Raw genomic sequence first — 21,019 nt, 5'->3', positions numbered from 1 at the left:
CTAAAATTCTGATGTTCGTTGATCGGGGTTATGGCTGTCGTCTTTATGCATGTCGTTGTCCGACTGCACTGGTCCTCAGCCGGTTTTCGTTACGCCGTTGGATGCGGCGATATGCTCGTGATGCCGGATCACTTCGCGGACGACGAAATTCAGGAATTTCTCCGCGAAATCCGGGTCGAGATGGGCGTCCTTCGCCAGCTGGCGAAGGCGGGCGATCTGCTGCTGCTCGCGTGCCGGATCGGCTGGCGGCAGGCCATGCGACGCCTTCAGTTCGCCGACCGCCTTGGTGCAGCGGAAACGCTCGGCCAGCATGTGGATGAGCGCTGCGTCGATGTTGTCGATCGAGGCGCGGTAGTCGACCAGCGCCGCACGAGCGTCGGCCATGTCCTTCTCTTCGTTCATGGCGCCCTCACTTCTTCTTGCCGGGGCCGCTCTTGCCAAGAATTGGCAGACCGCCGCCAGATCCCGGCAAACCAGGAAGCTTCATGCCGCCGGGCAGCCCAGGCAGGCCACCGCCACCTGGAAGGCCACCGGGCAGGCCCTTCATGCCGCCGAGACCGGCCGCCTGCGCCTGCTTCTGCAAGGCTTCGAGTTGCTTGGGGTCCATCTTGGACAGGTCCGGCATGCCGCCTCCCATCATGCCGCCCCCCATCATGCCACCTTGGCCACCCATGCCCCCTGGCATCATGCCGCCGAGGCCCATCTTCTGGGCCAGGCCGCCCATCATGCCGCGCATCAGGCCACCGCCTTTGCCCTTGCCGCCCATCGCCTTCATCATGTCGGCCATGCCGCGATGCATCTTCAGGAGCTTGTTGATCTCGGCCGCGTCGGTGCCGGAGCCGGCGGCGATGCGCTTCTTGCGCGAGTGCTTCAGAATATCGGGGTTGGCGCGCTCGGCCTTGGTCATTGACGAGATGATCGCGAGCTGGCGGCCGAACATCTTGTCGTCGAGACCGGCGGCGGCCATCTGATCCTTCATCTTGCCCATGCCCGGCATCATGCCCATGATGCCGCCCATGCCGCCCATCTTCGACATCTGCTGAAGCTGGCCGGCAAGGTCGTTCAGGTCGAACTTGCCCGACTGCATTTTCTTGGCCATCGCCGCCGCCTGCTCGGCGTCGATGTTCTCGGCAGCCTTTTCGACCAGGCTGATGATGTCGCCCATGCCGAGGATGCGGTCGGCGATGCGCTTGGGATGGAATTCCTCCAGCCCGTCCATTTTCTCGCCGGTGCCGATCAGCTTGATCGGCTTGCCGGTGACGGCGCGCATGGAAAGTGCTGCACCACCACGGCCATCACCATCCATGCGGGTCAGCACCAGCCCGGTGATGCCGACGCGCTCATCGAAGCTTTTTGCCAGATTGACGGCGTCCTGGCCGGTCAGCGAATCGGCGACCAAAAGGATTTCGTGCGGCGACGAGACCTTCTTGATGTCGGCCATCTCGACCATCAGCGGCTCGTCGATATGGGTGCGGCCGGCGGTGTCGAGGATGACGACGTCATGGCCGCCGAGCTTTGCCGCCTGCACGGCGCGGCGGGCGATGTCGACCGGCGTCTGGCCCCCGACGATCGGCAGCGTGGCGACCTTGACCTGCTCGCCGAGCTGACGGAGCTGCTCCTGCGCGGCGGGACGCCGCGTGTCGAGCGAGGCCATCAGGACCTTCTTGTTCTGACGCTCGGTGAGACGCCTGGCGATCTTGGCCGATGTCGTGGTCTTGCCGGAGCCCTGCAGGCCGACCATCATGACGACGACCGGAGCCGGCGCATTGAGGTCGATGGCGACGCCCTCGGCGCCCAACATCTCGATCAACTCGTCATGGACGATCTTGACGACCATCTGGCCGGGCTTGATCGACTTCAGCACGGCGGCGCCGACGGCCTTTTCGCGCACCTTGTCGGTGAACGAACGCACCACTTCCAGCGCCACGTCGGCCTCGAGCAGCGCACGGCGCACCTCGCGCAGCGCCGCCGAGACATCGGCCTCGGACAGGGCACCGCGGCCGGTAAGGCCGTTCAGGATGGAGCCAAGGCGCTCCTGAAGGGATTCAAACATTTGTCTTCCTTCAATCTCGGTTCGGGTTCGATCCGAGAGGTAATACGTTCGCGCGCAGTATCCAACTCAAAGCCAGCCCAAACAAAGCCAGCCCGGGCAAAAGCCCAAAGCCAAAAAGCACCCGGGGGCGCACAGCGCTGCCGGATGTTGGCCTCCAGGATCGATTTACAGCACGTCACCTCAAACAGGCTTCGGCGTCCCGGTCGGCTTGCTCGGAGGAATACTCGTCGCGGAATTCGCGGGCTGTAGACAGGAAATCGGCCGCGGAGTCAAGGTGCGGGGCCGAATACGCTGAACCGGGCCGGTTCGGTTTATGGCAGCACCACCAGCGTGATGCGCATCAGCTTGGGCCGCCGGGGTGCGAAAAATCCGGCTCGACCTTCAGCGGCGAGCACGGGTGCAGCAGCAGCAGAACGGTCAACAGGCTGCAGACGATGCCGATCGCCGCGATGAGGACGGCGTCAAGCGTCGTCCAGCCGGGGCCCTCGAGCGGCTTGGCGTTGAACAGGGCGAAGGAATTGTAGCTTTGCTGATGCGAGATCAGCAGGAAGCCGGTCAGATTGTTGCCGAGGTGGGCGCCGAAGGCCGCGCCGAGATTGCCCGTGGCATAGACAACAAGCGTCAGGAGCAGCGCGAAAGCGGCGATCGAGGCCAGCACGCAGGCGTTGATGACGTTTGTCGAGCCTGGGTTCCAATGCATCGCAGTGAACAGAAGTCCTGGCAGCAGCGCCCAGATCAAGGGATTTTGAAACCGGTTGGCCAGGCCCCTGAGGAGATAGCCGCGAAACAGCACCTCTTCGGACGAGGTCTGCAGCAGGGTCAGCGCGGCAATCGGGATCAGGAACAGCAGCCAGGACGACAGGCCTATCGCACCGCGCGCAATGTCGGGCTGCAAAAGGTAGAGCAGGATCTCGGAGAGCAGCGATGTGACCAGCACCGCGGCCAATCCCCTAAGAAATCCCGAGCGCGAAACGCGGCGGCTGGTGCCGATCAGCGCCATCAGCGGCTCGTGATGGACCCAGCGCATGGCAGCCCACAGGCCGAGCCAGATTCCGGCAAACGAGGCGAGCGCGGCGAGAATCCCGGCGGGCGAGGCCATGAAATTCTGCACCGCCCCTCCTTCTATCGGGGCGCCGGACGACGCTTGCCAGACGACGAAGAAATAGGCGCCGCCGAACAGCACGGCGATGGTTGTCGCGACCCAGAACAGGACGACGATCGCCGTTCCGAGCAGCAGCCGCGGCAGGGTCGTCTTGGCGTTGGGAGTATGCCGGTAGCGCTCGAAGGCGGCAGGGTCTGATATCACGCGGGTTCCTTGCCTGATGCATCGGGTCGCATGATCTAGAGCATCGGACCCAAAAGTGGAACCGGTTTTGGGATGCTCGAACAAAAGGCTGGAGCGGCGGGCACGCCGCTCCAGCACGAAGCTCAGGTTAACGATATCGGACAGAGGCGACCGCCGCGGACTCTTGCCGGGCGGCCGCCTGATTGCTTGCTGATGTCAGCGCTCGACGTACATGATGCGTCGGGTGCCGGGGTCGACCAGTGCCGGCTGACCGTTCACATAGACATAGCGGTAGTCGTAGTCCGGAATCTCGCGCAACTCGACGGTATCGGGCAGGGTCGCGCCGGTAACCACCTCGCCCTCGAGATAGACCGGGTCGATCCGGTTGGTCTCGATATAGGTGCGAACTTCGGCGGGCGGCCGTCTGATCGGCTCGATCGGCTCGCCGGCGACGATCGCTCCGGTATAGATGTCGGGATCGTCGACGTCGGCGGGCGCTTCGACGATGGTAATGTCTGCGTCGGCCGGGCGCCGGGTCAGGACGACCTCGTTACCGCCGAAATCGGCCGTCACATAGTCGGAATAGATCCAGCCCTGGCCATTGGCCTCGGCTATGGTGCACCATTTGCTGTTTTGGATGCAGCCATCGAGCGTAGCCGACTGGCCGGCGGCGAGCACGCCGATGACCGGGTATTGCGGGCCTGGGCCGGCGCGAATGTTGAGATCGGCGACCGCCGAAACGGCGGTATCGGCCAAGGCTGTGCCGGACATGGCGACAAGCGCTCCGGCGACAGCAGGAAACAGTATGCGCTTCATGGTTTTCGCTCCGTGTTGATGGTCCCTCGCGAACGAAAACGAAACAGGACTTCATGCGTTCCGGCTAAAGCGCCTCAGCCGGCTCACGTTTTGTTCCGGATTCTTTCACTACGGTCAGCAACTCATGGACGAAGGCCAGCTTCTGTGCCGTCAGCTCCGAGATGACGAAGGGATAGAGGTCGGGAAGGCCCATGCAGCGGTTGATCGAGTTGGACGCTTCCGACAGCACCAGCCAGCGGGCCAGGATCTTCTCGAACGGCTCGGGAACGGCGGCAGGTTCCGACGGCGCCGGTTGCAGCTCGCCGCCGGTGTCGCCCCGCGACAGCTCGTTGGCCTCCATGGTTTCCAGCCGGCCGAGCGGGAAATTCAGCGCATGCACCATCTCCAGCGTATCGGTGATGTGCAGATGGTGCGCCCATGTCTCGGCCCAGTCCTCCCAGGGATGGGACGTGGCATAGGCGGAAATGTGGTCCTGCTGCCAGTCGGGCGGCGCGCCATTGGCATGGTAGGCCTTCAGCGCCTGCTCGTAATCGGCGCGCTCGTCGCCGAACAATGCGCGGAAGGCGGCAAGCCGTTGCGGGTCGTCGCGGATCAGGCGGTCCCAGTAATAGTGGCCGAGCTCGTGGCGGAAATGGCCGAGCAAAGTGCGGTAGTTCTCGCCCATCTCGACGCGCCGTCTTTCGCGCTCGGCCGAGTCCGCCTCGGCGACATTGAGTGTGATCAGGCCGTTGTCATGGCCGGTCAGGATGCGCGCGCCACCCGGACCGCCGATCGGATCAGCAAGGAAGTCGAAGGCGAGGCCGGCCTCGTCGCCGGCGTTCCGCTTGGGCGTGACCGGCAGTCCGGCGGCGAGCAGCGAATAGATCGCCCGCTTCTTTGCCGCTTCGACGCGGATCCAGCGACGGCGGTTGCCATCGACCGAAAGGTCGGGGATCAGCTGGTTCAGCGCGCAGGCGCGGCAGAAGGCATGGCCAGGTTCCGCCATCCAGTTGCAGGCGCACTCGTCGGCATTGGTGCACTGGAAAACGCCGTCGGCGCCAGACAGCACGAAGCGCGCATGCCCGGGATCGTAGAGCACGGGGCTGGCGCAGTTCAGGCACTGGGCGTTCTCGAAATAGAGGCGGTGGCCGCAATGCGGGCAATCGAAGAGCTTCATCCCAATCTCAAATCACCAGGTCTCAACTCACCCAAGTCCCAAATCATCAGGCCCGGATATAGTGCGCAGCGGCATATCGCCCAAACGCCTGTCAGCGATCGGTGTTCCTGCCAACGACCAGCTTGAAGGAAAGGCCGGCCGCACGCAGGGTCTTGGCCGCGGAACGTCCCGCCGAGCCGGCGCCGATGGCCACGACGTCAACGTCTTCCATGAATATTCCAGCCCCCGCCACAATAATTACTTGATCGTAGGCAAGTTGTCCGGCATTCGCCAGCGCTGCGGCGAGGATGCGTAAACGAGTTCTTGGCGCATCGGCCCCGAAAGTCGGGTCCGATGCTCGGAAAGCACGATGCGCAGATTGTAAAGTGTCGCAGCGTACTGCATCCAGGCGGACGCACGTCGCTCCAACGGTGACAAGCGGGCGTTTCGCTGGCAAATTCGTATTCGGGATAAGATTCAGGCAATCAGGAGAACAACATGGCATTTTTTGCCAAGGCAAAGATTTTCGCAGCGGCGGCATCGATGATGCTTGCGGCGGCAACAGCGGCACAGGCCGCCCAGTGCGGCAATAATGGCGCCGGCTTCGAAGCGTGGAAGGCGGAGTTCGCGCAGGAAGCAAGGGCCAGCGGTGTGGGCTCGAAGGGTCTGGCCGCTCTGGCTAGCGCGACCTATGCAAAAAGGACGATCGCCGCCGACCGCGCTATCCACAAGTCTTTCGGCGGCTCGGTGGAAGCTTTCATGAAGCGCCGTGGCGCGTCCACCATCATTTCCAAGGGCCGTTCGCTGAAGAAGTCGAACGCCGCGCTGTTCGACAAGATCGAACGGACTTACGGCGTGACGCCGGGTGTGTTGCTCGCCATCTGGGGGATGGAGACCGGCTTCGGTTCCTTCCTGGGCAAGCAGAATACGGTCTCTGCCATTGTAACGCTTGCCTATGATTGCCGCCGCCCGGAGTTCTTCTACCCGCATGCTGTTGCAGCCCTGAAACTGGTTGATCGCGGCGCGTTGAGCGCCTCGTCGGTCGGCGCCATGCATGGCGAGATTGGCCATACGCAGTTCCTGCCCGGAAATGTCTTGAAATACGGGGTCGGCAGCGGAAATCTGCGCGACAAGGCCACTGCGTTGGCTTCCACCGCCAACTTCCTCAAGGCTCATGGTTGGCAGCCCGGTGCCAGCGCGCAGGCCAATCTCGGTGCAATTGCCGGCTGGAATGACGCGAGCAACTATCAACAGGCCATCGCCCGTATCGCCACGGCGATCGACGGCGAGTGATACAAATCTCTATTCGACGGAAAGCCCGGCCATGCGCCGGGCTTTTTTGTTGATAGTCCTGCCGTTCAGGCCCAGGGCCGCAGCTCGGCGTTCTTCTTCTCGAACGAGGCGATGGCGTCGGCCTTCTCCATGGTCAGGCCGATATCGTCGAGGCCGTTCAAGAGGCAGTGCCGCTTGAAGTCGTCGAGGTCGAACTTGACCACGCCGCCGTCCGGTCCGCGGATTTCCTTGGCTTCGAGGTCGATCGACAGCGTTGCGTTGGCGCCGCGCGAGGCGTCGTCCATCAGCTTGTCCAGATCCTCCGGGCTGACGGTGATCGGCAGGATGCCGTTCTTGAAGCAGTTGTTGTAGAAAATGTCGGCGAACGAGGTCGAGATGACACAGCGGATGCCGAAATCGAGCAGCGCCCACGGCGCATGTTCGCGCGACGAGCCGCAGCCGAAATTGTCGCCGGCGACCAGAATCTGCGCCTTGCGATAGGCCGGCTTGTTGAGCACGAAATCCGGATTTTCCGAGCCGTCGTCCTTGTAGCGCATTTCGGCAAACAGGCCGCTGCCGAGCCCGGTGCGCTTGATCGTCTTGAGATAATCCTTGGGGATGATCATGTCGGTGTCGACATTGACGATCGGCATCGGCGCGGCAACGCCGGTGAGCTTGGTGAATTTTTCCATAGGTCTTGCCCGTCTTCTTTCGCTGCGGGGATGTGTTGCGCCCGGTTTACACAAAGCTGCAGGCAAATAAAAGGCGGCTGTTTTCGGCCGGCTTTGGTGCTGGAGCATGGACCCCTTCAAAATTGCCGCCCTGTGGTGCACCTTGGCCGGCATGACGACACGTGCCAAAGTCCTCTATGCCAGCGAACCGGCCCTCGACGCAGCCGAGTTCCGTCGCGTGCTGGTGGAATCCGGCCTCGGCGCCACCCGGCCCATCGATGACGACCTCCGCCTGAAGGCGATGCTTGCCAATGCCGATCTGGTGTTGACGGCGCGCCTCGATGAGGCTGACAAGCCGCTGATTGGCCTTGCCCGCGGCATCACCGACTTCTCGTGGGTGTGCTATATTTCCGAGCTCGCCGTTTGCAAATCGGCGCAAGGGCTCGGCATCGGCAAGGGCCTGCTCGACGAAGCGCGGCGGCAGCTCGGCCCATCCGTCGCCATGTCACTGATTTCCGTGCCCGACGCCGTCGGCTTCTACGAACGGATCGGCATGACGCGCATGGCAGACGCGTTCTGGTTCAGCCGCGAGCGCTGACGGTTCGCCGTGCGGTGCGGAACCGTTGATGTCGGCGGGACAGCAATGCTGTCCTGCCAGCGTTAGATCACATTCAATTCCCTGAAAGCCCGCCCCTCGGCGACACGGCTGTACCCGAACGCCGCGCAATCGACCGTGCGAAAACCGCCATGCACGATCAGCTCGGCCAGCGCCTTGCCGACGGCCGGCGCCTGCTGCAGGCCGTGGCCGGAAAAACCGTTGGCGAAGAGGAAATTTTCCACTTGCGGATGCGGGCCGATCACCGCGTTCTGATCGAGCGTGTTGTAATCGTAATGACCGGCCCAGGCGCGCGTCGGCTTGATCGCCTCAAAGGCCGGGATACGGGTCGCCAGCACTGGCCAGATCACCTCTTCGAACAGCGGCCAGTCGGGCTCGAAATCGCTCGCGTCGGCGGGGCCGTCGCCCTCTTCCGGCTCTGCCCCGCCGGTGATGTAGACCGAGCCTTCCGGCCTGACATAGATGCCTGAGGGATCGACCAGCAGCGGCATGTCGTCATATTTCTCGCGCGCCTCGAAAATGAAGACATTGCGCTTGCGCGGCTCTACCGGCAGCACCAGTCCGGCCATTGCCGAAACCTTGCCAGCATTCGGCCCGGCGGCGTTGACGACGATGCCGGCCTCGAGCCGCTCGCCATTGTCGAGGCTGACACCAGTGACGCGGTCGCCCTGCCGTTCGATGGCGGTCACATCGGCGGTGATGAAATCGATGTTTTTGTCGCGCAGCGCCTTGCGGAACAGCATCAGCATGGCATGCGCGTCGAACCAGCCCTCGCCCGTGCGGCCATAGGCGCCGGCGGTGATGCCCTCCGCCGACAGCCACGGAAACCGGCGGACGAGCGCCTCCGCATCCTCAAGCACGATGTCGGCGCCCTCGGCCAACTGCGTCTCGTGGTTGGCCTTGAGGATCGGCAACCCGTTCTCGCCGGCAAGGATGAGATAGCCGCCTTCGCGAAAGCCGATATCGGCATCCGGCCCGAACTCTTCCGTCAGCCGCCGGAACAGCTTCAGCGTGAACTGCGACAGCCGGATGTTTTCCGGAATCGAAAACTGCTGGCGGATCGAAGCGCAGGACAGCGTCGTCGCCGCATGGGCGAACTGCGGGTCACGCTCGACCAGCGCGATCGAACCTGAAAACCCTTCCTCGCGCAGATAATAGGCGATCGAGGAACCGACGATGGCTCCGCCGATGATGACGACGTCGTAGCGCACTTTTTCGCTTCTCCAGTTCTAGAGCCCGAAGCCGGTTTTCTGAAACGATCATGCTCCATTTCATGCAGCCGGCAGGATGATCTCGAAGCGCGCGCCGCGCTCGGAGTCAACCAGGCGAATCGTGCCATCATGCGCTTTCAGCAGGGCCAGAACGATGCCGAGGCCACTTGTCGATCTCGGCGCCGCCCCTCATTGCCCTGCCGGGCATTTCTCCCCGTATAGTGACGGGGAGAAAGGGCCGGCCGCAACGCTGGCGCCCTTCCTGTAACGCTGGTGATTGGCGAAACCGCCGATGCCAGCGCCCCTCTCCCCGTCACTATACGGGGAGAGGAAGCCGGCAGGCAGGTGAGGGGCAGCACCAACGCCCGGAAAGATAGGGGAAAATTCAAACCGGAAGCGATTGCCCGGTGCAGGAGCCAGACTGCTTGCTTCGATCGCCTCCAGGCGGCATAGATCTGAGATGACCGAAACCTACCGCCCGCGCCGCTCGGTGCTTTACGTCCCGGCCTCGAACGACAAGGCGCTGGCCAAGATCCCATCGCTGGCCTGCGATGCCGTCATCATCGATCTTGAAGATGCTGTCGCCCCGGCCGACAAGGTTTCCGCGCGGCAAAAGCTGGCCGGCATCTTCGCTCAGCGCCGAAACCTGCGCTGCGAAATGGTGGTGCGCATCAACCCGCTCTCCAGCGAATGGGGCGCCGACGATCTGCTGGCTGCGGCAGGCTGCGAGCCCGACGCCATCCTGCTGCCCAAGGTCGACACGCCGCGCGACGTCCTGGAAGCCGGCGACGTCCTCGACGACAATTTTTCACCCGACGCGGTGAAGCTATGGGCGATGATCGAGACGCCTAAGGCGCTGCTCAACATCGGCCCGATTGCCGAGCTTGGCCGCGATCCGGCCTCGCGGCTGGTCTGTTTCGTTGCCGGAACGAACGACTTGGTCAAGGACACCGGCATTCTCGCCACGCCCGACCGGCGCTATCTCACACCATGGCTGATGCAGATGGTGCTCGCCGCGCGCGCCGGCGGCCTCGATCTGCTCGACGGTGTCTTCAACGATTTTCGCGATCTGGACGCTTTTGCGCGCGAGTGCACGCAAGCGGCCGCCATGGGGTTCGACGGCAAGTCGCTGATCCACCCGGCCCAGATCGATGCCGCAAACCGCGCCTTCGCGCCATCTGCCGAAGCCGTGGCCGAGGCGCGTGCGGTCAAGGATGCCTTCGCGCTTGCCGAAAATGCCGGCAGGCAAGTCATTGCGCTGAATGGAAAGATGCTCGAACGGCTGCATCTGGCGCAGGCCGAAAAACTGCTGGCGAAGGCGGCCGCCAGCGGGGCATGATTGGCGACTCATCACAGGAATGAAAAATGAAACTCTACCGCTTTCTGTCCGGCCCGGACGATTCCAGCTTCTGCCACAAGGTGACGGCGGCGCTGAACAAGGGCTGGCACTTGTTCGGCTCGCCGACCTATGCCTACGACAAGCAGACCAAGACCATGCGCTGCGGCCAGGCCGTGGTGAAGGATGTCGAGGGCCAGGAATACGGGCCCAACACCAAGCTCAGCGATTGGTAAGGAGGTTTGCTGAAGCGCCCGTCTTTCGTCATCCTAGGGCGGAGCGACGCGAAGCGGAGTGCAGACCCTAGGATCCATGCCGTTACCTCTGCCGAAGGGCACGGCGGATCAGGATTTTATGGCCCCGCTTGCCCATTACCGCGCAATCGAATGGTGAGCGTTCGGTTCTGCACCGCCGGAGCACTGCACCACCGTCCCGGCATGGATCCCAGGGTCTCCGCGCGTCGCTTCGCTCCTGCTCCGCCCTGGGATGACGAAGCGGGGAGCCCCCTATTCGGCCGCCTCTTCGATCCGCTCCATATCATCGTCAGACAGGCCGAAATGGTGGCCGATCTCGTGGATCAGCACATGGGTGACGATGTCGCCCAGCGTCTCCTCGTTCTCGGCCCAGTAGTCGAGGATGGCGCGGCGGTAGAGCGTGACGCGGTTCGGCCCCTCGCCGGTCTGCGGATTCCAGCGCTCGGCGATGCCGCGCCCCTCGAACAGGCCGAGCAGGTCGAAAGGCGTTTCCAGCGACAAATCGTCCATGATCTCGTCGGTCGGGAATTCGGCGATCTGGATGACGATCTCGCCGGTCAGCTTGCGAAACTCCTCCGGCAGATGGGCGTAAGCCTCCAGGGCCAGGAACTCCATTTCCTCCATCGACGGCGAAAGCTCGCCGTGCCAGGTGCGGGTCTTGTAGATGCGGGCCATGCGTTGTCCTTCTGATCCCGGCATATAGGCTTTCGCGCCGGACTCGGCAATTGGCCGGGTTGCCGTCCATGTGCGGCAGGAATAAATTCCTCATGACTGCGCGCATGACTCCGCTTGACTCTTCGGCCGCCCTCTGGAATCTATTAGAACATAACAGGAACAATTGTGAGTGGAAGCTGACCGTCATGGCGACAAGCGCCGTGGCGCGGGAGACTGTTTTTGCCCTGCGCCGCCAGATCGCGAAGATCGAGGGAACGCTGCCCGAGTGCCTGCAGGCGCCGGCCGGCGCTCCCGTTGATGCGCCCCGGAATCCAACAGCTGATGTCACTCCCAGAAATATCACGCCCGGGGATCTGACAATCGTCCGCCGCGGCCTCGCCGTGGCGCCGCCCGATGCGTTTGTGCGCACCGGCGCCGAAGCTCTCGATACCGCGCTCGGCGGCGGCCTGCCGAAGGCGGCGCTGAGCGAGATCCATGGCGCCGCGACCCGCGATGCCGGGGCCGTCGCCGGCTTCGCCCTGTCGCTCGTCAGCCTGATCCTCAAACAAGGGCCGCGACTGCCGGTCCTGTGGATCGGCACCACGGAAATCTTCCGCGAGGCCGGCTTCCCCTATGCCACAGGGCTTCATCGCCTTTTCGGCATCGAGCCGGAGCAATTGCTGTTTTCCGAGGCGCCAAGGCTCCTCGACGCGCTGTGGACCGCCGAGGAGGCCGCCCGGATGACGGCGCTCGCCGCCGTCTTCCTCGAAATCCGCGGCAGTCCGCAGCGGCTGGACCTCACCGCGACGCGGCGGCTGCACGCCCGGGCACAGAGCGCCGGCCGGCCGGTGTTCCTGCTGCGCCAGGCCGGCGAACCCGAGCCGACGGCGGCACCCGTCCGCCTCGTCCTGTCGGCGGCGCCGTCGGCACCGCGCCAGACGATCGCCGGGCCGCTCACCGGCTCGATCGGCCGCCCCGCCTTCACCGTCAGCATCGGCAAGAGCCGCACCGCCTTGCCGGGACAATTCATACTGGAGTGGAACCCCGATGAACGCAGTTTCGAGCAAAGAAGGACCAGGGAAGGACGGCAGGAACCGGCAGCGAATCCTGTCCCTGTGGTTTCCGCATCTCGCCGCGGAAAGGATCCTGCGCCAGCGTCTGGGGCGGTCCTGGCGTTCGCGGCCGTCGGATCACCTGCCGCTGGTGATCAGCCATCGCCAGGCGAACGCGCAGCGCATCGCCGCCCTCGACGAGCGGGCTGAGGCGCTTCACCTGAAGCGCGGCATGGGCATAGCCGACGCGCGCGCCATGCATCCGTCGATCGACGTGGTGGAAGCCGATCCCGAGGCCGACCGCCGCCTGCTCGAAAGCCTCGCCGACTGGTGCGACCGCTACACCCCGCTGGTGGCGATCGACGCAGCCGATGGCCTGTTCCTCGACGTCACCGGCTGCACCCATCTTTTCGGTGGCGAACGGGCGATGCTGGACGACATCCTGTCGCGCTTTTTCCATCAGGGTTTCGATGTCCGCGCTGGCCTTGCCGCCACACCAGGTGCGGCCTGGGCGGCAGCGCGGTTTTCTGGTGACCGCATCGTCCCCGGTGGCGAGGAGGAGGCGCTTCTCGCACCCTTGCCGCTGGCGGCGCTGCGCATCGAGCCTGACATCCGCGCCAGCTTGGAAAGCGTCGGCCTGCGCACGGCAGGCGCCGTCATGGCAGCACCGCGCGCGCCGCTCGCCCGCCGCTTCGGCAGATCGCTGCTTTTGCGTCTCGACCAGGCGCTCGGCCGCCTCGACGAGGCGGTGTCGCCGCGCCTGCCGGTGGCGCCGCTTTCGGTCGAACGCCATCTCGCCGAACCCATCATGCTGACCGACGAAATCGAGCGGCTGGTGAAAATGCTGGCGACGACATTGAAGGCGGACCTCGAGCGCCGCGGCGAAGGCGCAAGAAGGCTGGCGCTGCTGCTCTTCCGCGTCGACGGCGCCGTCAGCCGGATCGCCGTCGGCACCTCGCAGCCGTTGCGCGAGCCGCTGCTGATCCAGAAATTGTTCCACGAAAGGCTTGCCGCGCTCGAACAGGACATCGATGCCGGCTATGGCTTCGATCTCGTGCGCCTCTCGGTCCTGTCGGCCGCCGCCTTCGACATGCAGCAGGCGGATCTGACCGGCGAGACGCGCGACGACGGCGCCGACATCGCCCTTTTCGCCGACCGCATCCGCGCCCGGCTCGGCGACAGCGCGGTATTGAAACCGGTTGCCGTCGAGAGTCATCTGCCCGAGCGCGCCGTCGCCACGCATCCCTATGCGGAGGCGCCGCAAAGGCTCTCTCCGCCGAAGAAGCCGGACAAGATACAAGATACTAGGCCTGTCTTGCGGCCGGAACGGCCGATCCGGCTGTTCCGTTCGCCTGAGCCGATCGAGGTGCCGGCCACCGAAATGCCTGAAGGACCGCCGTTGAACTTCCGCTGGCGGCGCGCGCTGTACCGGGTGGCGCGCGCCGAAGGGCCGGAACGCATCGCCCCGGAATGGTGGCGGGAGGCAGTGGGGCAGGAAGCGACCCGCGATTATTTCCGCATCGAGGATAGCGACGGCCGCCGTTACTGGCTTTATCGCCAAGGTCTCTACGGCGCCTCTCAAGTCGCGCCGCGCTGGTTCATGCACGGGGTCTTCGCATGAACGCGCTGGCGACCGTTGCCTATGCCGAATTCGGCATCCAGTCGAATTTCTCGTTCCTGCGCGGCGCCTCAAAACCGGAAGAACTGGTGGTCGCGGCAAAGTTCCTCGGCTTCTCGTCGATCGGGCTTGCCGACCGCAACACGGTGGCCGGCGTCGTGCGCGCCTGGCAACAGGCCAGGGTGGAAGGTCTTTCCTATCATCCCGGCTGCCGCCTGGCTTTTTGCGATGGCACTTCAGACGTTCTCGCCTATCCGCAGGACCGCAAGGGCTGGGGCCATCTGTGCCGCATGCTGACGCAAGCCAATATGCGCGACGACAGCGAAAAGGGCGCACCGCTGCTCTATCGCGACGACCTCTTCGAATGGGGCGATCTCATGTCGCTGGCGATCCTGCCGGATCTGTCGACGCCGGCCGAGGATCTCAGGCTGATCAGCCGCCTGAAAGATCGCTTCGGCAAGACCCTGCGGCTTGCCGTTTCGCCGGATTATCACGGCAACGACCGCTACCGTATCGAGCAGGCGGCTGCCATGGCCGAGGCATCAGGCATTCCGCTGATGGCGACCAACGACGTTCTTTACCATACGTCCGAACGGCGCCGGTTGCAGGACGTGCTGACGGCGATCCGCCTCAACGTGCCTGTTGCCGAAGCCGGGCTGGAACTGGCGGCCAATGCCGAGCGCCATTTGAAGCCGCCAATGGAGATGGCGCGGCTGTTCCGGCGGCATCCGCAGGCACTGGCGCAAACGCTGCGCTTTGCCGGCGAATTGAGCTTCTCTCTCAGTGACCTGCAATACAATTATCCCGACGAACCGACGGAATCCGGCCTCGGGCCCCAGGCCGAACTGGAAAGGCTGGCTCGGGAGGGAGCCGCGATACGCTACCCCTCGGGTGTTCCCGCCGATGTGACCAGGCGCATCCGCGAGGAACTCGCTTTGATCGAGCGCCTGAACTACGCGCGCTATTTCCTGACTGTCTACGACATCGTCAAATTCGCCCGCAGCCAGGGCATACTCTGCCAGGGGCGTGGCTCCGCGGCCAACTCGGTGGTCTGCTATTGCATTGGCATCACCGAAGTGGGGCCTGAGCGGATCGATTCGCTTTTCGAGCGTTTCATTTCCGAGGAAAGAAACGAGCCGCCCGACATCGATGTCGACTTCGAGCATGAAAAGCGCGAGGAGGTCATCCAGTATATCTACTCGAAATACAGCGCCAAGCGCACCGCGCTTGCCGCGGCCGTCGTCAGCTACCGGGGCCGCTCGGCGATGCGCGAAGTGGCCAAGGCGATGGGCCTGTCGGACGATGTCAGGAGCGCGCTGTCCAGCTCGATCTGGGGTTGGTCGACCTCGGAGCTCGGCGAAAAGGAGACCAGGGCCGGCGGCCTCGATCAAACCGATCCGTCGACAAGGCAGGTGATCGAATGCGCCAACGAGATCATGGGCTTTCCCCGTCATCTGTCGCAGCATGTCGGCGGCTTCGTCATCACCAGGGACCGGCTCGACGAGATCGTGCCCATCGTCAAGACGGCGATGGACGAGCGCAAGATGGTCGAGTGGGACAAGGACGATCTCGACGCGGTGAAAATCCTAAAAGTCGACGTGCTGGCGCTCGGCATGCTGACCTGCCTGCAGCGCGCCTTCAGCCTGCTTGAGGATTATTATCCCGATGCGCGCGATGACTATGGCCGGCCCTATGTGCTGGCCACCCTCCCGCCGGAGAACAAACATGTCTACGACATGATCTGTCGTGCCGACACGATCGGCGTCTTCCAGATCGAATCGCGCGCCCAGATGTCGATGCTGCCGCGGCTCAGGCCGAAAACATTCTATGACCTCGTCATCGAGGTGGCGATCGTGCGGCCCGGCCCGATCCAGGGCGACATGGTCCACCCCTATCTGCGCCGCCGGCAGGGCAAGGAAAAGCCCGAATATCCCAAGCCGGAACTGGAAGAGATACTCGGCAGGACACTGGGCGTGCCGCTGTTCCAGGAGCAGGCGATGAAGATCGCCATTGTCGCCGGCGGCTTCAGGCCTGGCGAGGCCGATGAACTGCGCCGCGCCATGGCCACTTTCAAGCGCACCGGCACGATCGGCAATTATCGCAAGCGGATGGTCGACGGCATGATTTTGCGGGGTTACGAAAAGGACTTCGCCGAGCGCTGCTTCAAGCAGATCGAGGGTTTTGGCGAATATGGCTTTCCCGAAAGCCATGCCGCCTCCTTCGCCCTGCTGGTCTATGCCTCCTGCTGGTTCAAGACCTTCTATCCCGACGTGTTCTGCGCCGCGATCCTGAATTCCCAGCCGATGGGGTTTTATCAGCCGGCTCAGCTTGTCCGCGACGCGCGCGACCATGGCGTCGAAATCCGCGAGGTCGACGTCAATTTTTCCGGTTGGGATTGCGCGCTGGAGGAAGCACCTTTCGACCCGGCCCGCGTCCTCGACCGCCATGCCCAGATGCGCGGCGTCATCCGGACCAGCCATGCCGTCCGGCTGGGCTTTCGCCAGGTCAAGGGCCTGTCGAAGGACCGCATGGAGGTGTTTGTCGCCAGACGCGGCAACGCCTACGCATCCGTTCGCGATGTCTGGCTGCGTTCGGGCCTCTACGTCGACGAGATCGAGAAGCTGGCGCAAGCCGACGCTTTCCGTTCGCTCGGCCTCGACCGCCGCGACGCCCTGTGGGCGGTCCGCGCGCTCGACGGCAGGAGTGCCACGGAGACCCTGCCGCTGTTCGACCGGCCGGCGATCCGCTTGCGCGATCTCGAGCCCGCGACCAGGCTGCCGATAATGCCGCTCGGCGAGCACGTCGTCCACGACTACCGTTCGCTCGGCCTGTCGCTGAAGGCGCATCCGCTTGCCTTTCTGCGCCAGCGGCTGGACGGTTCCGGCGTCACCCCCAATGCGCGCCTCGGCCAGGTTCGGGACGGCAAGCGCGTTTCGGTCGCCGGCCTTGTCCTGGTGCGGCAGCGACCAGGTAACGGCAAAGCGATTTTCCTGACGCTGGAAGACGAGCAGGCGGTCGCCAACGTCATTTTCTGGGAAAGGACCTTCAACCGCTACCGGCCCATTGTCATGGGCGCGCGGCTGGTCCGCGTCACCGGCAAACTGCAGTCGGAATCGGACGTCATCCATATCGTTGCCGAGAAGGTCGAGGACCTGACACCCTGGCTGTCCGCGCTTTTTGAGGAGAAGCCCGATGGTCCCGTCGTGCAAAACGACCGGCACGCGACGCTATCGGGGAAGGCAGAAAGGGTCATGCCCAAGGGGCGGAATTTTCAATAGGGCATACCCGTGCGGCGGTGCGCAATCTTGAATGCCGGCGGGACAGCGCCCCCCTCTGCCCTGCCGGGCATCTCCCCCACGAGGGCCCACGAGGGGGGAGATTGGCGGCTTGGCCGACGGCGCCTTTCTTCAGCATTGGAGATTGGCGAAACCCGATGCGACATCCAATCTCCCTCCTTGTGGGGGAGATGTCCGGCAGGACAGAGGGGGGCGCGAAGGATCACCACGCTTCAAGACGGCCCACCCATCTATGCCTAGAGGCGCGGCGGCGGCAATCCGTCGTCGAAGGGCAGCGAGCGTGCCTCCGAAGGCAGCATGATCGGGATGCCGTCACGCACCGGATAGGCAAGCCGTGCGACCCGCGAGATGAGCTCGTTGCGCTCCGGATCCCAGGTCAGCGGCCCCTTGGTCAGCGGGCAGGCCAGCAATTCCAGCAGCTTGGGATCGACATTGGCCTTCTTTCCGTCACGCCCATCCACCATTTTTGTCAGTCCTCTCTCGTTCGTCCTCAGACTTCGGGCGTTGACGCTGCCCCTCACCTGCCTGCCGGCATCCTCTCCCCGTATAGTGACGGGGAGAGGGACGCTCTCATCGCTGGTTTCGCCAATCACCCGCGTTGAAGAATGTCCGCCAAGGCTGCCGACAGCCCCTTCTCCCCGTCCCTATACTGTCCCTATACGGGGAGAAGTGCCCGGCAGGGCGATGAGGGGCGGCGCCGACTTTCGCAATTGGCTTAGTCCCCGTTTTCCACCCACCTACTGCAAACTCGACCCGAAATCCTCGTTTTCGCGTGCCAGCGCCATTTCGGTGATGGCGATCAGCGTTTCAGCGCGGGTCTTCAGGTCCGCCGCTTCGAGCAGCGCCTGTTTCTCGGCCGGCCCGTAGGGTGCCATCATCGACAGCGCATTGACCAGCATGGCGTTTTCGGCGCGGCTGACGCTTTCCCAGTCGGCTTCAAGATCGTTGGCCTGCAGATAGGCGCGAAATGCCTTGAGCAGCGCCGGCCGGTCGATCTCGGCCTCGGCCTGATCTTCGTCGAGATCGGTGAGAAACGGCGCAAACCGGCACTGTCGGAAGGGCGTCTTGACCGCAAGCTCCTGCACGATGCGAAACCGGCACACACCTTGCAGCGAAATCAGGTAGCGGCCGTCGCCGCTCTCGGAAAGCGCGATGATGCGTCCGGCGCAGCCGACATTGCAAAGCGCCGGCTCGCCGTCGGCACGCCGAGCGCCGTCGAGGCTGGGCTGTATGACGCCGATCAGCCGCGGTCCGGCGATCGCCTCGTCGACCATCTCCAGATAGCGCGGCTCGAAAATGTTGAGCGGCATGCGGCCGCCCGGCAGCAGCAAGGCGCCTTCAAGCGGGAAGATCGGAACCGTCGGCGGGAAATCCGTATCGAGCCGGTAATGCGCGTTTCCCACCTGCACGTCAAACCTCCGCTCGCTCGCGCATCAAGCCCGCCGTCCCTTCGCAACCTGACGCGTGATCGTCACCGAAGAACGGATCGGTCAGGCCTCCTAATCTGGCGCAGCCGTCGCCGACCGCAAGACCGTTACGCAAAAACAGCTTGTGGCGCGCTCAGGAAAACAGCAGCGACGACAATTTGCGCCGGGCCGCCAGCGTCGCCTCGTCGGTCATCCCCCATGCCTCGAAGAACTGCAGCAACTGCGTCTTGGCGCCGTCGTCGTTCCACGAGCGATCGGCTTTGACGATCGCCAGCAGATTGTCGGCTGCGGCCATGCGCTCGCCGTTCGCGTTCTGGATCATGGCAAGCTCGAAACGTGCCTGATGATCACCGGGGTTCTCAGCCAGGCGCCGCTCGAGCTCGGCCGGATTGCCAAGTGCTGCCGCCTGCGCGGCAAGCGCCATCTTGGCGCGCACCGCGGCGAGCGGCGGCGCATCCTTCTTGGCTTCCGGCGCCCGCGCCAGCACGGCTTCGGCGCCCTCGGCATCGCCGGCCTCGAACAGCAGATCGCCCAGCCCGGCGATCGCCTCGATCGTCTCCGGCGCCTGTTCCAGGATCGCGTCGTAGATATCCGCCGCGGTCTGCACATCGCCGGCGGCGCGCGCCTCGGCGGCCGCGGCAAGCACCTCGGCCACCTGCGGCGCGCCATTACCCTTGCCGCCGACCTTCTGGATGAAAGCGGCGATCTGGCTCTCGGGAATCGCGCCCATAAAACCGTCGACCGGCTGGCCGTCCCTGAACGCGATGACCGCCGGTATCGACTGGATGCCGAGCTGACCGGCGATCGAAGGATGGTCGTCGATGTTCATCTTGACCAGCTTGACCTTGCCGCCGGCGGCGGTGACCGCCTTTTCCAGCAGCGGCGTCAATTGCTTGCAGGGCCCGCACCATGGCGCCCAGAAATCGACCAGCACCGGCTGACGGCGCGATTCCTGGATGACGTCGGCAGCAAATGTGGCGGTCGTCGTCTCCTTGATGACGTCGGCAGCGACAGGCGGGTCGCCAAGCGCGACTTTCGCCGGGCTGGCGTCAGTGCCGCCATATTGCACGCTGGTGGCATATTGGCCGCCATTGCTGCCAAATGGGCCGCCAAATTGATTGTTGTCGCTCATCTCGTGCCCTTTCGGTCGCCGCCCGGCCGCCAGCCCGGCGCAACATCCTTAATTCTCACTCAGAAAGTCGGTTATCGTCATCCATGTGGCGATCATGCCGTGACTTTCAAGATAACAGCATCATGCCCGGTTGCCTCGACGAATTTGACCAGGTCGGCGGCGCCGATCGATGTCGTTGCCTCGTTGGTCAGCGGATGGGCGTTGATGACGGCGTGGCGCATCAACTCCTGGTCGAGAACGACCTTGACCCGCAACTGCGTATCGTTGATCAAGCCGAACACGGTGACCGCACCCGGAACGACGCCGAGAAGCTCCATCAGCATCTCCGGCTTGCCGAAGGAAACGCGCCCGGCGGCGCCGATGATCTGGTGGATCTGCTTGAGATCGACCACCGCCTCCTCATCGACGCTGACCAGGAAGAAATTGTCCTTTCTGTCCTTGAGGAACAGGTTCTTGGTGTGCCCGCCGGCGATTTCCCCGCGCAGCGCCTGCGAATCGGCGACCGTGAACAGCGGCGGATGGCGCAGCGTCGAGACCTCGATCCCGAGATCGGCGAGAAAGGCGAAAAGCTCGGCTTCGGTTTTCGGCATGTGGTTTCTTGTCGGACTTTTTGTTGTCGCGGTTTGGATCATGCCGTTTACGGCCAATGACGCGGCCGAGACAAGACCATTGCACAGCAAGGCTGCCGATTGCGTTCTATCCGCGCTGGGGAAGGCTCGTTTACGTCGCCGGTGCGGTCAAAAACCTGCGATTTCCCTGTTGCAATCGCCGCGCCCTTCAGCCATATAGGCTCGGCTTGCGGCCCAAAAGCCGCGCGAGCGGGTGTAGCTCAGGGGTAGAGCACAACCTTGCCAAGGTTGGGGTCGAGCGTTCGAATCGCTTCACCCGCTCCAGTTTCCCAAGGGGGATCAAGCATCGAAAAGCCGCGGTTCGCCGCGGCTTTTTCGCGTTTGGGCTGCACGGCATCACCCAGCAGGCGGAGCGAGCTTGTCGTTTGCCTGTGGCCTGCAGGCGCTTCGTTCGCCGCTCAGAGTACCCCCAATAGAGTTAGGACTTTTGCTTTTCAATTTCGGACCAAGGTCCCTTGCGGACAGGTGTATTTAAACCAAACTGGCTAAGTAGTGGACCATCATATTAGAGGGTCCTCATATCATAGTCCGCAATCATCCTCGCGGGAGGGCTGCTCGAAGG

The 21,019-nt window shown here is 63.8% G+C and carries 19 protein-coding genes and 1 tRNA gene; 8 read left to right on the top strand and 12 right to left on the bottom strand.

Features of this window, described 5'->3' with window-relative positions; translation table 11 throughout:
* Nucleotides 1–75 precede the first annotated feature (75 nt).
* From JG739_RS03745 to JG739_RS03725, 5 genes are all read right to left on the bottom strand, one after another.
* On the bottom strand, nt 76–402 hold the full coding sequence (locus tag JG739_RS03745; protein WP_095495656.1) for a chorismate mutase: 327 nt from the start codon (nt 400–402) through the stop codon (nt 76–78).
* A 7-nt stretch (nt 403–409) separates the two neighbouring features.
* Complete coding sequence (gene ffh / locus JG739_RS03740) at nt 410–2,053, bottom strand: signal recognition particle protein (RefSeq protein ID WP_202365301.1); 1,644 nt, start codon at nt 2,051–2,053, stop codon at nt 410–412.
* Nucleotides 2,054–2,393: 340 nt separating this feature from the next.
* Nucleotides 2,394–3,359 (bottom strand): CPBP family intramembrane glutamic endopeptidase, encoded by a 966-nt coding sequence (locus JG739_RS03735; protein ID WP_202365300.1) that lies wholly within the window; start codon nt 3,357–3,359, stop codon nt 2,394–2,396.
* A gap of 195 nt (nt 3,360–3,554) precedes the next feature.
* Nucleotides 3,555–4,154, bottom strand: a complete 600-nt coding sequence (locus tag JG739_RS03730; protein ID WP_202365299.1) for a DUF1236 domain-containing protein — start codon at nt 4,152–4,154, stop codon at nt 3,555–3,557.
* Nucleotides 4,155–4,218: 64 nt separating this feature from the next.
* Nucleotides 4,219–5,310, bottom strand: a complete 1,092-nt coding sequence (locus tag JG739_RS03725) for a zinc-binding metallopeptidase family protein (protein ID WP_202365298.1) — start codon at nt 5,308–5,310, stop codon at nt 4,219–4,221.
* A 477-nt stretch (nt 5,311–5,787) separates the two neighbouring features.
* Between JG739_RS03725 and JG739_RS03720 the strand changes: the two genes are divergently transcribed.
* Nucleotides 5,788–6,582: a lytic murein transglycosylase gene (locus JG739_RS03720; protein WP_202365297.1), complete on the top strand. Its 795-nt coding sequence runs from the start codon at nt 5,788–5,790 to the stop codon at nt 6,580–6,582.
* A gap of 65 nt (nt 6,583–6,647) precedes the next feature.
* Here the strand turns inward: JG739_RS03720 and leuD are convergent, their stop codons facing one another.
* Entirely contained in the window at nt 6,648–7,253 is a 606-nt protein-coding gene (leuD, locus tag JG739_RS03715) for a 3-isopropylmalate dehydratase small subunit (RefSeq protein ID WP_202365296.1), read from the bottom strand.
* 151 nt (nt 7,254–7,404) lie between these two features.
* Between leuD and JG739_RS03710 the strand changes: the two genes are divergently transcribed.
* Nucleotides 7,405–7,830 carry a GNAT family N-acetyltransferase gene (locus JG739_RS03710; RefSeq protein ID WP_202367329.1) on the top strand — a complete coding sequence of 142 codons (426 nt, stop codon included), beginning with the start codon at nt 7,405–7,407 and terminating at the stop codon, nt 7,828–7,830.
* Nucleotides 7,831–7,892: 62 nt separating this feature from the next.
* Here the strand turns inward: JG739_RS03710 and JG739_RS03705 are convergent, their stop codons facing one another.
* On the bottom strand, nt 7,893–9,059 hold the full coding sequence (locus JG739_RS03705; RefSeq protein ID WP_202365295.1) for an NAD(P)/FAD-dependent oxidoreductase: 1,167 nt from the start codon (nt 9,057–9,059) through the stop codon (nt 7,893–7,895).
* A gap of 460 nt (nt 9,060–9,519) precedes the next feature.
* Between JG739_RS03705 and JG739_RS03700 the strand changes: the two genes are divergently transcribed.
* Nucleotides 9,520–10,398: an HpcH/HpaI aldolase/citrate lyase family protein gene (locus JG739_RS03700; RefSeq protein ID WP_202365294.1), complete on the top strand. Its 879-nt coding sequence runs from the start codon at nt 9,520–9,522 to the stop codon at nt 10,396–10,398.
* Nucleotides 10,399–10,424: 26 nt separating this feature from the next.
* A complete protein-coding gene (locus JG739_RS03695) occupies nt 10,425–10,631 on the top strand; it encodes a DUF1737 domain-containing protein (protein WP_202365293.1) in 207 nt (68 codons plus the stop codon).
* Nucleotides 10,632–10,901: 270 nt separating this feature from the next.
* On the opposite strand, the gene JG739_RS03690 is transcribed toward JG739_RS03695, so the two are convergent.
* Nucleotides 10,902–11,324, bottom strand: a complete 423-nt coding sequence (locus JG739_RS03690; RefSeq protein WP_202365292.1) for a metallopeptidase family protein — start codon at nt 11,322–11,324, stop codon at nt 10,902–10,904.
* A 185-nt stretch (nt 11,325–11,509) separates the two neighbouring features.
* Between JG739_RS03690 and JG739_RS35205 the strand changes: the two genes are divergently transcribed.
* The 3 genes from JG739_RS35205 to JG739_RS03680 are packed head-to-tail and all read left to right on the top strand — an operon-like array spanning nt 11,510 to nt 17,251.
* Nucleotides 11,510–12,565, top strand: coding sequence for an ImuA family protein (locus JG739_RS35205; RefSeq protein ID WP_244749680.1), 1,056 nt, complete (start codon nt 11,510–11,512; stop codon nt 12,563–12,565).
* Nucleotides 12,507–13,976 (top strand): DUF6504 family protein, encoded by a 1,470-nt coding sequence (locus JG739_RS03685; RefSeq protein WP_244749679.1) that lies wholly within the window; start codon nt 12,507–12,509, stop codon nt 13,974–13,976. Before JG739_RS35205 ends, JG739_RS03685 begins: the two co-directional genes overlap by 59 nt.
* Nucleotides 13,973–17,251, top strand: a complete 3,279-nt coding sequence (locus JG739_RS03680; RefSeq protein WP_202365290.1) for an error-prone DNA polymerase — start codon at nt 13,973–13,975, stop codon at nt 17,249–17,251. The genes JG739_RS03685 and JG739_RS03680 overlap by 4 nt, the downstream gene beginning before the upstream one ends.
* Before the next feature lie 254 nt (nt 17,252–17,505).
* Here JG739_RS03680 and JG739_RS03675 read toward each other — a convergent pair whose 3' ends face one another.
* The 4 genes from JG739_RS03675 to JG739_RS03660 form a co-directional block, all read right to left on the bottom strand.
* Complete coding sequence (locus JG739_RS03675; RefSeq protein ID WP_202365289.1) at nt 17,506–17,733, bottom strand: Trm112 family protein; 228 nt, start codon at nt 17,731–17,733, stop codon at nt 17,506–17,508.
* A 273-nt stretch (nt 17,734–18,006) separates the two neighbouring features.
* Complete coding sequence (locus tag JG739_RS03670) at nt 18,007–18,678, bottom strand: LON peptidase substrate-binding domain-containing protein (RefSeq protein WP_202365288.1); 672 nt, start codon at nt 18,676–18,678, stop codon at nt 18,007–18,009.
* Between the two features lie 151 nt (nt 18,679–18,829).
* Nucleotides 18,830–19,828 (bottom strand): thioredoxin, encoded by a 999-nt coding sequence (trxA, locus tag JG739_RS03665; protein ID WP_202365287.1) that lies wholly within the window; start codon nt 19,826–19,828, stop codon nt 18,830–18,832.
* A gap of 92 nt (nt 19,829–19,920) precedes the next feature.
* A complete protein-coding gene (locus JG739_RS03660; RefSeq protein WP_202365286.1) occupies nt 19,921–20,418 on the bottom strand; it encodes a prolyl-tRNA synthetase associated domain-containing protein in 498 nt (165 codons plus the stop codon).
* A 228-nt stretch (nt 20,419–20,646) separates the two neighbouring features.
* On the opposite strand from JG739_RS03660, the gene JG739_RS03655 reads away from it, so the two are divergent.
* A tRNA-Gly gene (locus JG739_RS03655) sits at nt 20,647–20,721 on the top strand.
* Nucleotides 20,722–21,019 lie beyond the last annotated feature (298 nt).

It is taken from the genome of Mesorhizobium sp. L-2-11, from assembly GCF_016756595.1.
GTDB lineage: Bacteria > Pseudomonadota > Alphaproteobacteria > Rhizobiales > Rhizobiaceae > Mesorhizobium.
Note: the sequence above shows the minus strand (reverse complement) of the source record. Positions and strands in the feature narration are given on the sequence as shown.